Genomic DNA, 12,676 nt, shown 5'->3' with positions numbered 1-12,676 from the left:
CAAAACCCCCCGCCGAAAAACGGGGCCGTCAGAGATTCACAGTATCGGGGAAAGGTCGTCCAAAACGTTCCGCTCTCCGGGTCGCAAATGCCCGAACACGAAATTTATCGCACGGAAAGGTGATCGTTGCAAGGTAGCGCCCGCGGGCCTCCCGACGGGCGCATTCCGACGCATGGCACCGATAGGCTGGGGTGCTCGTCCGGTCATCGGCCAGTGCCCGCCCACGCATGGTCCAGCGGGCTGAGAGCTTGCAAACAGGGGTTGCATTTGGCGGTGGAATGGCGAGGATCGGCTTGGAGTAGAGCGCGTTTTGCATTTTCTTGTGCATGTCGTTATCCCAAAACCGCTGCGCACCCTCGGATCAGGCCCGTGGGCATGCTTTGGGCGACATGCATTGGAGCGGGGCTTGAGGGAGGTATAGTCATGAAATTTCTTGCGGCAATCTTCTCGCGGCAGGGTTTTGCCATTCTGTTGCTGTCGGCAGTTCTTGCGGCCTGCACCGCGGTGGTGGTGGACGAAGGACCGGGGTACCGTCCGCCAAGGCCCGGGCCGCAATTCTGCACCAAGCAATATGATCCGGTCTGCGCCCGGCGTGGCGGCGACCGCCAGACCTTCGCCAATGCCTGCCTTGCCGAGCGAGCCGGGTATCGCATCATCCGCGACGGCCAGTGCCGTGACGGCGGTGGCGGTGGTGATGAGGAGCAGACATTCTGCACCCGCGAGTATGCCCCTGTCTGCGCACGCCGCCGTGGCGACCTGCGCACCTTCCCCAACGCATGCGAGGCCCGCGCCGCCGATTATCGCATCGTCGAAGACGGCCCCTGCTAAGGGCTGGTTTCCTCCCCGTCCGGCGACGGGGAGGGGCCCATCTATCAACTGGACATAGGCGGGCGAAGGGCAGCTGGCGCCACTTGCCTCTACGCCGACAGCCTCGCCTTGCGGCAATAGGCGATGAACTCGGCTGCGGGCATGGGTTTGGCAAACAGCCAGCCCTGACCATAGTCGACGTCGCGTTCCATCAGATAGTCGGCCTGTGCCTGCGTCTCCACGCCCTCGGCAATGATCTTCAGCTTCAGCGTCTTGGCCATGTCGATGATATGCGGCGTTACGGAACTGGTGGCGGAATCCGTGGCGATCGTGTCGATGAACGATTTGTCGATCTTCAGCGCATCGAGCGGCAGGCCTTCGAGGTGGGACAGGCTGGAATAGCCTGTGCCGAAGTCGTCGATTGCGACCGCGTGGCCAAGCTCGCGGGCGCGAATGACGGTCGAGCGTGCTGAATCGACGTCGACGAAACCGCGCTCCGTCGCCTCCAGCCAGATCTGCCGAGGCTGAATTCCGGTGTGTTGCAGGGCCTTTTCGATGACCGGAAGGACCCTTGCCGTTCTGACGTCGGCCGGGCTGAGATTAATCGCGATGTGGAGGGAAGGATTGGCGACAAGAAGCTTTTTCAGGTCCAAAACGGCAAGGGCTATGACCTGATCGGTGATTGCCGCGATCAGGCCGCTCTCTTCGGCCAGCGGGATGAAAAGATCGGGCCGGACCAGCGAGCCGTCGGGCCGTCTCCAGCGAACCAGCGCTTCGGCCCCCACGCAATTGCCGGTCCTGAGCTCGACGATCGGCTGATAGTGGACGATGAACTCGTGCTTGCGAACGGCAATCTGCAATTCTCCCAGCGGCGACAGCCGCCGCCGCGACAACCAGGCAACCATGCCGATGATGAAGGCGGCAATGAAAACGCCGAGAGGAAGCAACAGCAATTGCCGGCTGCGTACGCTGTCCACGATCTGGCTTTCCGGTTCGGTGGCGACGGCGATCCAGTCCGTCCCGCGCGCCGTGGCAAACAGATGACCGTCATCCAGGCCTTTGCCCGGGGTGGCGATGATTTTGGCGATGCGGGCGGGATCAGGCCCGTTCAACGCGCTGAGCAGGACGCCGGTGTCGGTCGCGAGGGCAAGCTGAATGTCGGGATCGACGACAATGTCGACAAAGCGCAGAGGATCGACAAGGACATTATGGTGCTTGTAGTGCAGGGCCATCAGCGGATGGGCCTGGTCGGCCAGGGGCTGTATCCGGGCAGTGACGGCAACGCCGTCTGCGGTGGTGAAATCCGGTGCGGCTTGCGCAACGCGTCCTTCGGTCGAGCCCCAGGATGTGCATTTGAGCAGTCCGGTTTCGAAATAGCCCATCTCTTCGATCGAGCGGGTGTTGATGGTGAGCTGCCGCATGCGGGCAATGTGGCCCACCGAACAGCGGTCGCCGGTGAACCGGTCGATCTCACGCAATGAGTCGGTTGCATCCTTGAGCGATATGCTGGCCCTGGCGATCGCGCGGTTGGCGAACAGATCCAGCCGTTGATGTTCTTCTTGAACCGTGAGAACCCATGAAAAGTGGAACATCGCCGCGATAGGCACGATGGCGCCGAGCAAGGCCAACACCACCGCAGTCACGATGATGCGCGGCCTGTCCATGTGCGCCTCCCTGCCTTTGGCTGCGAGCGACGATTTCGTGCGCGGCCTGCCGGGCAGCCAACCGTGATCGGGCCCGGTTCCAGCGGACCTTATATGGCTTTTGACGTTACGTGATCTTTAATTGGATCCGCTAGAGCAATTCTAGGAAAAGGTGCGTGGCGGTTTTCCCGGGAAAAGCGCGTAGCGCTTTCCCCGGGGAATTGCGTAAGAACAAATACTTAGAGCGGTTCGGCGATTCTATCAAAAGCAGAACCGCTAGTGGCTGAATGAATGCAGTGTTGCTCATCCGTGCGCTGGATACGCTCCATCGGCCGGGCCGGCATAGAGCTCGCTGCCGTCTTCGTCGGAAATGCGCAGGCGGTCCGGGATCTGCGGCATCGCCAGCGAGCGGAACAGCTCGGTGGCGCCCTGCAGGGCGGCGCGCAGGTTCGGCGCCTCGAGTGATACCCTGTCGAGGATCGCTTCGTCGGCGTCGCGCGATCGATAGAACTCGACAACGAAGTTCAAACACGCCTCCGTGTTGCGGCGACGCAGTCCTGCGGGTGCACCAAAGCCGCTTAGGTGCACAAGCATGGTGAGGCGCGCGCGGCGCTTCGGAGCGCTAGCCCTTGGACTTCGGCTTCAAACCGGCTTCCGCCTGCTTGACGGCCGAGCCGAAGGGCGAGGCCGGCTTTGCCGCCGCCTTGTCTTTCTTGGGCTTGCGTGTCTCGCGGTTGCTGCGCTGTTGACCCTTGGCCATTTCTTGGTCCTCGTGATTGATGAACGTGGTGGTGGCGGTCGACGAGGGCCTAGGCGCTCGGATTGTCGGCCACTTCGAGATTGTCTTCCGTGGTGACCCGCTCATGGGTCTCCTCGTCGCTGCGGATGCGGTATTGCGGCGAGCCGTCCTTGACCGGCAGCTTGCTCTTGATCTGGAACAGCTCCGCGGTCTTCTGGACAAGGCCGGTGCGGCTCTTCATGCGAACGGTCTGGCCGATTGCGAAAAGATGCGCGGGCGTATCGGTGCGCGGGCGCGCGTTCTGCTGGAAGCGGATCATGCGGCATTCTCCTGGTCGCGCCTCAGCGCGGTTTCGAGGTCGGCGAGGTCGATGGCGACCAATTGGCTGGTCTGGCTTTTCACCGTTCTCGCCGGCAGATGGATGAAGGTGGCGACACGGCGCCAGGCAAGCCATGACATGCCATCGATAAGCTCCTCATCGTGGTCGATGTCGTAGTCGCCGGCCGGCAACTTTCCCTCCAGGCCGCCAAGCATGAAGGGCGCCTCGAAATGCGCGATGGAATGGGTAGTTCGGCCAGACATTCTCGTGCCTCGAAGTCTCGTTCCCGGCGTGATTCCGATAAAGTAGTGCCCGCTTTGCGGCATCGGGACTTAAAGTATCGTGCGTCCCTGTATCGGCAATTTGGGTATCGGCGATCTGGAATGAGTTTGGCGGGTCGAGAACCTCTGACGCCGCGAGATGCCAAGCTTGGCCCAAAAAACGATCTCAATTCATTAATCCGAAATTGCGGTTTATTCAAGAAGATTCATGCCCGGTGCCGATCTTGCGGCGAAATTACTTTTCTAGTGATATTTGTAGAATGATGATACGGTCCAAACTCTTCACAAGAATTGTCTGAAATTGTGCTGGAAAATTTCATCCCGGTATTAATTTTTATTTATGTCTGAAAGGAAAATCCATGGTTTCCGTGAAAACGCCTGATGGCTCGACCGTAACAATCAAGCCGATCATCAAGCCCACAAAAGTCATATCCGCGCGGCTGACGATAAGAAGTGACGAGGCAGCAAGGCGCAGGATTGCCGACACCGACGGCACGGTGCGGCGGGCGCGTCAGCTCGCCGAAACCCACCGCCTGATCTGACATGGCCGGCTTTGCCACTAATCAAGGAGCTTGAGTGTGACGCTCAATTTTCCCAACCGCAGCCGCTCCTACGACGCGGCGGCCAAGCGCATTCGTTTCGTCGGCCATGACGGCATGTTCGAAGTGCCGTTCTTTGTGGAGATTGCAGCGCTTTCGGCGGCAACGGCCACGAGCGGAGCCGAAGCCGAGTATCTCAGCGCGTTCGATGCGGAGCGCTCGTCGATCCAGGATGTCGCGCGCGAAGCCTATTCGCACGGCCGCAGGAACATGTATGTATTGACCCGGGCCGATTTCCGGTAAGCTGGCCTGCGACCCCTTGAACCTGTCGCGCCGATGGCCTAGATCGCGGCAGGCGGACAAAACACGGCAGGTTTCCCATCAACAGAGATCCGAGAAGACCGGCAGGCGCGGGCGCCAATTTCGGCTCAGGCGGACAGCCGCCGCTGGGGCTCGACCAGCGTGTGCAGCAGGCGCTGCAATTGCATCAGGCGGGGCGCCGGCAGGAAGCCGAGATGCTCTACCGGCAGGTGCTGGCGCAAAAGGCCAACCACGCGGCGGCAGCGCATTTTCTAGGGCTTCTGCTGCACCAGACCGGTCGCAGCGCCGAAGGACTGGATCTCCTCGAACAGTCGGTGCGCCTGCAACCCAAGAATCCGGATTTCCTCAACAACCTCGGCACGGTGATGCGCGACCTCGGCCGAGTCAGTGCAGCCGTGGATTTCTTCCGTGGCGCGGTGGCGCTGCGCCCGGACCAGCTTGCGGCGCGCGACAATCTCGGCTCGTCGCTAAAGCAGATGGGACAGTTCGAGGGCGCAGAGGAGATCTATCGCGGCACCCTCGGTCGCAACCCGTTCCATGTTCGCGCCCGCATCGGGCTTGCCGAAACGCTGCAGGAGGCCGGGCGGCTCGATGAGGCGCTTGCCGTCTTTCGGGAAGCGCTGACGATCCGGCCTAAGGATGCCGACTTGCTGCACGGGCTGGGCGTCGGGCTGATGGAAAAGGGCAAGCTCGACGAAGCGACTGACTTGTTCCGCCAGGCGCTGACCGTCAATCCCGGCATGGCCCGGGCCTGGCTGATGCTGACGCAGGTCAAGCGCCAGAAAGAGCGCGACGCCGAGCTTGCCGGCATGGAGGCGCAGCATGCCAAGGCGCCGCAAGACAGCCTGGCGCGCATGCAGCTTGCCTTCGGCCTCGGCAAGGCCAATGACGACCTGAAAGATTACCCGCGCGCCTTTGATTATTTCGCCGAAGGTAATGCCATCCGCCGCAAGGGCATCGATTATGATCCGGTGAGGACGCGGGCCGAATTCGAGGCGATGAAATCGGTGTTCGATGCCAGCTTCTTCGAAAAGCATAAGCCAAGCGCAACCGCCGACGATGCGCCGATCTTCATCGTCGGCATGCCGCGTTCGGGCACGACGCTGGTCGAACAGATCATCGCCAGCCATCCCCAGGTCTATGGCGCCGGCGAGCTCAGTATTTTGAAGACGGTGGTCGGCAAGCAGTTTCCGTCAACCATGCCAGGTGGCTTTCCCTGGGGCGTATCCGATGTACCCGACACGGATTTTGCCGATGCCGGGCAGGCCTACCTCGATATGCTGCATGCCCGCTATCCGCATGTCCGCCATGTCACCGACAAAATGCCAGGCAACTTTCTGTTTATCGGCTTTATCCGTCTGATGCTGCCGAAGGCCAGGATCATCCATTGCGTGCGCGATGCGGCGGCGACCTGCCTGTCGATCTACAAGGTGCATTTCCGCGGCGACACTCACCGTTATGGCTACGATCTCGGCGAGCTCGCCGACTTCCACAATCTCTACACCGACATCATGGCGCATTGGCACGCCGTGCTGCCCGGTGTCGTGCACGATGTGCGCTATGAGGATTTCGTCGCCGACCAGGAAGGGCAGACGCGGGCGCTGATCGCTCATCTCGGCCTGCCGTGGGACGATAGAGTGCTGTCGTTCCACGAGACCGACCGTCCCGTGCGTACAGCCTCGGCGGCGCAAGTGCGCCAGCCGATGTACCAGGGCTCGGTCGATCTGTGGAAGCGCTACGGCGATCGGCTCAAGCCGCTGCTTGACCGGCTAGCGTAATGCGTTGCGGGCCTACAGCTCAATGAAGGGCTGAAAGCCGCCAAAGATCATGCGCTTGCTGTCGAAGGGCATCGCCGATAGCTCTCCGTTCAGGCGTGGGTCGGCCATTACCTTGGCCATCACTGCATCGCGGTTCTGCCGCGATTCATAGACGACCCATGAGAAGACGACGACCTCGTCGTCCTTGGCCTGCACGGCGCGCGGAAACGAGGTGACCTCGCCATAGGGCACGTCGTCGCCTATGCATTCGACATAGGCGAGCGCGCCATGCTCCTTCCAGACGGTGCCGCCGAGCTGCGCCATCTTCTTGTAGGCATCGAGATTTGCCTTCGGCACGGCGAGTACGAAGCCATCGACATAGGACATTGTGGTTCTCCTTGATTGTGGGATTTTCCTTCTCCCACAAGCAAGGGGAGAAGGAAGGAATGCGCTACGCTGCCTTCACCGGCGCGTTCATCGCCCACTCGACGCCGAAAGGATCAGTCAGCTGACCCCAGCGGTCGCCCCAGAACATCACCTGCAGCGGCGTACCGACCGTGCAGCCGGCGTCGACGGCGCGCTGCCACCAGGCGTCGATGTCGTCGCTGCCGAGATGCAGCTGCATTGTGAAGCCCTGCGGCTTCACCGCCGCCATTCCATGCTCGGGATAGAAATCGGAAATCATCAGCGTCGAACCGTTGATGTGGAGATGGATATGCATCGTCCGGCCCTTCTCGTCCGGCGGGTAGAAGAAGACCTGCTCGGCGCCGAAGGCCTTCTGATAGAATTCTGAAGCCTTGAAGGCGCCGTCCAGCTGAAGGTAGGGCGTCAATCCACCGAGGACTTTCGCGGCAGGCTGGGTCTGGGGCTGATCGTTCATGTCTTGCTCCTCTTTGGTTAGGCGTTGCGAACCACAGGACGAATGCGGCAGCGGCGATCCTACATGGCCGACGCGCTTTTTTGGTGCCGACCGTGCGACGGCCGGCTCTTGTCAAGGAGCCCCGTTGTCAAGGAGCCCTCTTGTCAAGGAGCCAGGCCAATCCGCGGGCTGTTCTGTGGGTCGATGACGATTTCCGGCCAGCCGATGTCCTTGCGCAGTTCGATCGGCAACGAAAGGATGGCGCGCTCGCTGCGGAAGCGGGCGCGAGCCGCCGAGTAACGGGTCGCTATGCGACCTACGGATGACAGAATAGACATGATGCTCTCTCCTCGATTGGCGCCGGCATCATCGTGTCGGCATCCCAAGGACGTGGCGCGCGGCCATGATCCGACAGACCGTCGGAATTTTTTGGAGCAAAGCTTCAACCGCGCGTTTCTGCCACCGATCGGAAGAAATCCTCCGGGCTGTCGACCTCGACCAGCCGCCGCTTCTCGATCAGCCAGAAGCGGTTGCCGATCGCCCTGATGAAGGAGCGGTCGTGCGAGGCAAGCAGGCAGCTTGCCTCATGGGCCAGCAATTCTGCTTCCAGTGCTTCCTGGCCATCGATGTCGAGATGGTTGGTCGGCTCGTCGAGCAGGTAGAAATTGGGATTGGCGAGCCTCAGCGCCAGCATCATCAGCCGCGCCTTCTGTCCGCCCGACAGCACGCCGATCCTGCGCTCCTGCATGTCGATGCTGACGCCCGCACCGGCGAGCAGCGAGCGGGCGCGTTGCTCGCCGACATCGAAGCTGCGCGAGAGCATCGCCAGCGGCGTGTCTTCGCCACTGATGCCTGACAGCGCCTGGTCGCTGTAGCCGAGCACCGTCGACGGCGTTACCTTCACGCCTTGCGCTGCCATATCCGGCTCGACGATGGCATTTCTGATCAGGCTGATGAGCCGCGACTTGCCGACACCGTTGCGGCCGAGCAGGACGATGCGGTCGCCCTGGCAGATATGGCGCTTGCCGGTCCTGAACAGCAGCCTGCCGTCAGGCGTCTCGACCACCACGTCGTCCAGCGTGATCAGCACCTTGGCATGGGTGCCGCGATTGGCGAGCTTTATCGCGCCCGCCGATCTTTCGCGGTGCGCCGGTGCCGCGACCTCCTCGAGGCGCTGGGCGCGCTGGTTGAGCTGCTTGGTCTTGACCGTCAGCAGGTCGCTGCCAGAGTTGATGCCGATGTTGTTGAGCTTGGCCGCCTGCCGGCGCAATTGCTGCGCCACCTTCATGTCGCGCTGGAACTTGCGCTCCGTCGAGGCGTCGACTTCGCTCAAAGCGTCGCGCGCCCTGGAATAGGACAGCGCAAACACCGACGACTGCTCAGGGCGCAGGAACAGCGTGCGGTTGGTCGTGGCGTCGAGGAAGGCGCGGTCGTGGCTGGCAATCACCACCGGCACCTCACGCGGCAGCGCGTTCAGCCAGGTTTCGAGCTGGCTGATCTTGGCGAGATCGAGATGGTTGGTCGGCTCGTCGAGAAGCAGGACATCGGGATCGGTGACCCAGACTCGGGCGATCAGCGCCAGCCTTTGCCAGCCGCCGCTCAGCGCCCGCATCGGCCGCTCGCGCATCGGCTCAGGCACGTCGAGGGAGTCGAGCACCACACCGACGCGCCATTGCTCGCTTTCGGCCTGCTCGGCCGGCAAGGCGTCGGCCACCACCTGCTGAAAGCCGCGCTCGGCCAGCATTGCGGGAACGGCTTGCTCGACATAGCCGACCCGGAGGCCGCGGGTGCGGGTGATGTCGCCTGATGTCGGCTCCATTTCGCCAGTCAGGCACTTCAGCAAGGTAGATTTGCCGCGGCCGTTGGCGGCGACGATGCCGAGCCGATCGCCGGTGCCGATGGTGAGATCGAGATTGGAGAAGAGCGGCGCACTCATGGTGACGCCGAGGGATTTGAGGCTGATCAGGGCCATGTGGATTTCTCTGGTCTGCCCGGAATAAAGGTCCGGTTCGATGCACTTTAACGGTGCGCAGGCTGGCCATCAGAACAGGCGTTGCGGCACCACGAAGGGCAGACCAAGAAAATCGAAGCGGGAGAACCCGGACCGTCTCTGGTCAGCCCTGCAAGCAAACTCGCAGGGCAGCGACAGGGCCGCGCTGACGGTGGTGGTCGAAAGACACGCAGCCCTCCTTTCAAGACGTTCGAGTGTGCGGAGCGATTACACCAAAGGCGGGGCTGGTGGCAAGCGGACTGCTTCAAGCGATGACAGTGGAGTCCTTCCCTTCTCCCCTTGTGGGAGAAGGTGGCCTCGCAAAGCGAGGTCGGATGAGGGGTGTTCCAGGGAACGCAAACGTCTCACTCCGCTGGAACACCCCTCAACCGTCTCGGCGCTGCGCGCCGATCCACCTTCTCCCACAGGGGGAGAAGGGAAGGCGCTACTTTCCCGGCCGCCCTGTCTTGCCCGGCCGGCGTTTTTCGCGGCGGGCGTCGGCGGGGTCTTCGTAGGAACCGATGCCAGCGCGCTGGCGAACGATCGGCTTGGCGGAATCGCCCCCCACTTGGGGGGAGATCGGTTGTGGCTTGGCCGGCACTTTTCCCTCGACCGGCTTTTCGGTGCGGCGCACTGTCATCTCGTCCAGCGAGTTCTTCTTGAACAGCGGCTTGGTCGGTTCACCCGGTATACCGAAATCCGAGCCGTGCGCCTCCTGCGCCGACTGCTTCTTGAACAGCGAACGCGACACCGCGCCTGACGGCTTCGGCATGTCGGTGCCAGGCCCCATATCGTCCAGCGACGGCTTGGCGAACAACGGCTTCTTCACCGGCACAGCGCCGTCAGCGCCCATTTCGTCGAGCTCCGGCTTGCGGAAGAGGTTGGGCCGGGCAGCCTTGGCCGCCTCTTCGGCGGCACGTGCCGCGTCCAGTTTGCGGAAACGCTCTTGTTCCTCTGATGTACGATGTTTGGCCACGCCCTTGTTGTGCTTGCCCTTCTCGCGGCCCGAAACCGGGCTTTCCATGTCGGCATATTTGGCCAGCGGATCGTCGGAGATGGACAGCTCCATCTCGCGCAGTCGCTTGATCTCGTCGCGGATGCGGGCCGCCTTCTCGAAGTCGAGATTGGCGGCGGCGTCGCGCATCTGCTTGTCCATCGCGTCGAGATGGGCTTTCAGGTTGTTGCCCATCATCGCGCCGGCGCTGTCGGTGAACTGCGAGATGTCGGCGCGGACATGATCCTTCTCGTAGACCGAGTCCAGGATGTCGGAGATGCGCGACTTGACCGATTCCGGGGTGATGCCGTTGGCCGCGTTCCACTCCATCTGCTTTTCGCGACGGCGGTTGGTTTCCGCCATCGCCCGCTCCATCGAGCCGGTGACCTGGTCGGCGTAGAGGATGACCTTGCCGTCGACGTTTCTGGCGGCGCGGCCGATGGTCTGGATCAGCGAGGTTTCCGAGCGCAGGAAGCCCTCCTTGTCGGCATCGAGAATGGCGACGAAACCACATTCCGGGATGTCGAGGCCTTCGCGCAAAAGGTTGATGCCGACCAGCACGTCGAAGGCGCCGAGGCGCAAGTCGCGCAGGATCTCGATGCGCTCCAGCGTGTCGATGTCGGAGTGCATGTAGCGGACGCGGATGCCCTGCTCGTGCAGATATTCGGTGAGGTCCTCGGCCATGCGCTTGGTCAGCACTGTGACCAGCGTGCGGTAGCCGGCTTTTGTCGTGTCGCGGATTTCGCCGACGACGTCGTCGACCTGGGTCTTGGCCGGACGCACCTCGACCGGCGGATCGATCAGGCCGGTCGGGCGGATGACCTGCTCGGCGAAGACGCCACCGGACTGCTCCATTTCCCAGCCGCCGGGCGTCGCCGAAACCGCGACGGAGAGCGGGCGCATGGCGTCCCACTCCTCAAAGCGCAGCGGCCGGTTGTCCATGCAGGACGGCAGACGGAAGCCGTATTCGGCCAGCGTCGCCTTGCGGCGAAAGTCGCCGCGATACATGCCGCCGATCTGCGGCACGGTGACATGGCTTTCGTCGATGAAGACCAGCGCATTGTCAGGAATGTATTCGAACAGGGTCGGCGGCGGATCGCCCGGCTGGCGGCCGGTGAGATAGCGCGAATAGTTCTCGATGCCGGCGCAGGAGCCGGTCGCTTCCAGCATCTCCAGATCGAAGCGGCAGCGCTGCTCCAGCCGCTGCGCCTCGAGCAAGCGACCGGACCGTTCGAGTTCGACCAGCCGGTGCTTGAGCTCTTCCTTGATCGACTTGATGGCCTGATTGAGGGTCGGGCGCGGCGTGACATAGTGCGAATTGGCGTAGATCTTGACGCTCTTCAACTCGCCGGTCTTCTGGCCGGTCAGCGGGTCGAACTCAGTGATCGCCTCGATCTCGTCGCCGAACAGCGAAATGCGCCATGCGCGATCCTCAAGGTGAGCCGGAAAAATCTCGATCGTGTCACCGCGCACGCGGAACGAGCCGCGGACGAAGTTGATATCCTGACGCTTGTATTGCTGAGCGACGAGGTCGGCGAGCAGCGCCCGCTGGTCGAGCCGGTCGCCGATCTGCATCTGAAAGGTCATCGCCGTATAGGTCTCGACCGAGCCGATACCGTAGATGCAGGACACCGAGGCGACGATGATGACGTCGTCGCGCTCCAGCAGCGAGCGCGTCGCCGAGTGGCGCATGCGGTCGATCTGTTCGTTGATCGACGATTCCTTCTCGATGAAGGTATCCGTCCGAGGCACATAGGCTTCCGGCTGGTAGTAGTCGTAGTAGGAGACGAAATACTCGACGGCGTTTTCCGGGAAGAATTTCTTGAACTCGGAATAGAGCTGTGCGGCCAGCGTCTTGTTGGGGGCGAGGATCAGAGCAGGACGCTGCGTCTCCTCGATCACCTTGGCCATGGTGAAGGTTTTTCCCGAGCCGGTGACGCCGAGCAGCACCTGGGTGCGGTCATTGTCGTTGACGCCTTCGACAAGATCCTTGATCGCCGTCGGCTGGTCGCCGGCCGGCTCGAAATCCGACACCATCTTGATGGCGATGCCGCCTTCGGATTTTTCGGGCCGGGCCGGGCGGTGCGGTGTCCACAGCACGCCGTCCTTGTGCAGCGGGTTGCCGGATTCGATCAGCGCCGACAGCGCGGCGACAGTGGCGGTGACACCGCCGGAGGCCATCGTCTCGGCTTCCTCCAGCGAAACATCGAGGCCGGCGACCGGATTGAGGCCGGCCGCGGTGCGCTCCCTGGCCGAAGCCGCGCCGCCCATCGAGGTTCCTCGCGCCGTGCGGCCGGGGGAGGAGGAGCGCTCGGGGATTTTTTTCGCCTTGGCGCCTTCCCTCCCCCTTGAGGGGAGGGTGGCGGCGGAGCCGTCGGGTGGGGTCGGTGCGGCCGGGCTCGACGGTTCCTTATGCTGAGCACTTCC

Annotated in this window: 14 protein-coding genes; 4 read left to right on the top strand and 10 right to left on the bottom strand. The window is 62.5% G+C overall.

Annotated elements, in window-relative coordinates:
- Window positions 1-423 precede the first annotated feature (423 nt).
- Entirely contained in the window at window positions 424-828 is a 405-nt protein-coding gene (locus tag EOC93_RS18755; protein ID WP_126105283.1) for a Kazal-type serine protease inhibitor, read from the top strand.
- A gap of 89 nt (window positions 829-917) precedes the next feature.
- Here the strand turns inward: EOC93_RS18755 and EOC93_RS18750 are convergent, their stop codons facing one another.
- From EOC93_RS18750 to EOC93_RS18735, 5 genes are all read right to left on the bottom strand, one after another.
- Window positions 918-2,471: an EAL domain-containing protein gene (locus EOC93_RS18750; protein ID WP_127205363.1), complete on the bottom strand. Its 1,554-nt coding sequence runs from the start codon at window positions 2,469-2,471 to the stop codon at window positions 918-920.
- A 282-nt stretch (window positions 2,472-2,753) separates the two neighbouring features.
- The gene (locus EOC93_RS18745; RefSeq protein WP_126105285.1) at window positions 2,754-2,978 is read right to left on the bottom strand and encodes a hypothetical protein; all 225 of its coding nucleotides are present in this window, start codon (window positions 2,976-2,978) and stop codon (window positions 2,754-2,756) included.
- Between the two features lie 94 nt (window positions 2,979-3,072).
- Window positions 3,073-3,210, bottom strand: a complete 138-nt coding sequence (locus tag EOC93_RS34145) for a hypothetical protein (RefSeq protein ID WP_164547135.1) — start codon at window positions 3,208-3,210, stop codon at window positions 3,073-3,075.
- 49 nt (window positions 3,211-3,259) lie between these two features.
- Entirely contained in the window at window positions 3,260-3,508 is a 249-nt protein-coding gene (locus EOC93_RS18740; protein WP_095488858.1) for a hypothetical protein, read from the bottom strand.
- Window positions 3,505-3,771, bottom strand: coding sequence for a hypothetical protein (locus tag EOC93_RS18735; RefSeq protein WP_126105286.1), 267 nt, complete (start codon window positions 3,769-3,771; stop codon window positions 3,505-3,507). Before EOC93_RS18735 ends, EOC93_RS18740 begins: the two co-directional genes overlap by 4 nt.
- A 377-nt stretch (window positions 3,772-4,148) precedes the next feature.
- Here EOC93_RS18735 and EOC93_RS18730 point away from each other — a divergent pair, with 377 nt between their 5' ends.
- The 3 genes from EOC93_RS18730 to EOC93_RS18720 all read left to right on the top strand — a co-directional run bounded on the left by EOC93_RS18730 (window position 4,149) and on the right by EOC93_RS18720 (window position 6,427).
- On the top strand, window positions 4,149-4,331 hold the full coding sequence (locus EOC93_RS18730; protein WP_095488860.1) for a hypothetical protein: 183 nt from the start codon (window positions 4,149-4,151) through the stop codon (window positions 4,329-4,331).
- Window positions 4,332-4,367: 36 nt separating this feature from the next.
- A complete protein-coding gene (locus EOC93_RS18725) occupies window positions 4,368-4,631 on the top strand; it encodes a DUF1488 domain-containing protein (RefSeq protein ID WP_095488861.1) in 264 nt (87 codons plus the stop codon).
- 212 nt (window positions 4,632-4,843) lie between these two features.
- Window positions 4,844-6,427 (top strand): sulfotransferase, encoded by a 1,584-nt coding sequence (locus EOC93_RS18720; RefSeq protein WP_245461495.1) that lies wholly within the window; start codon window positions 4,844-4,846, stop codon window positions 6,425-6,427.
- A gap of 12 nt (window positions 6,428-6,439) precedes the next feature.
- Here the strand turns inward: EOC93_RS18720 and EOC93_RS18715 are convergent, their stop codons facing one another.
- The 5 genes from EOC93_RS18715 to uvrB form a co-directional block, all read right to left on the bottom strand.
- Entirely contained in the window at window positions 6,440-6,793 is a 354-nt protein-coding gene (locus tag EOC93_RS18715; RefSeq protein WP_095488863.1) for a DUF1428 family protein, read from the bottom strand.
- Window positions 6,794-6,857: 64 nt separating this feature from the next.
- Window positions 6,858-7,286: a glyoxalase/bleomycin resistance/extradiol dioxygenase family protein gene (locus EOC93_RS18710; RefSeq protein ID WP_095488864.1), complete on the bottom strand. Its 429-nt coding sequence runs from the start codon at window positions 7,284-7,286 to the stop codon at window positions 6,858-6,860.
- Window positions 7,287-7,429: 143 nt separating this feature from the next.
- Window positions 7,430-7,603 (bottom strand): hypothetical protein, encoded by a 174-nt coding sequence (locus EOC93_RS34140; RefSeq protein ID WP_164759191.1) that lies wholly within the window; start codon window positions 7,601-7,603, stop codon window positions 7,430-7,432.
- Between the two features lie 104 nt (window positions 7,604-7,707).
- Window positions 7,708-9,237, bottom strand: a complete 1,530-nt coding sequence (locus EOC93_RS18705) for an ABC-F family ATP-binding cassette domain-containing protein (protein ID WP_127205361.1) — start codon at window positions 9,235-9,237, stop codon at window positions 7,708-7,710.
- Window positions 9,238-9,700: 463 nt separating this feature from the next.
- On the bottom strand, window positions 9,701-12,676 hold a 2,976-nt coding region (uvrB, locus tag EOC93_RS18700), incomplete at its 5' end, for an excinuclease ABC subunit UvrB (RefSeq protein WP_281033148.1).

It is taken from the genome of Mesorhizobium sp. M6A.T.Ce.TU.002.03.1.1, assembly GCF_003997275.1.
Lineage (GTDB): Bacteria > Pseudomonadota > Alphaproteobacteria > Rhizobiales > Rhizobiaceae > Mesorhizobium > Mesorhizobium mediterraneum.
The sequence above is the reverse complement of the archived record's forward strand: the minus strand, read 5'-3'. Positions and strand labels throughout refer to the sequence as shown.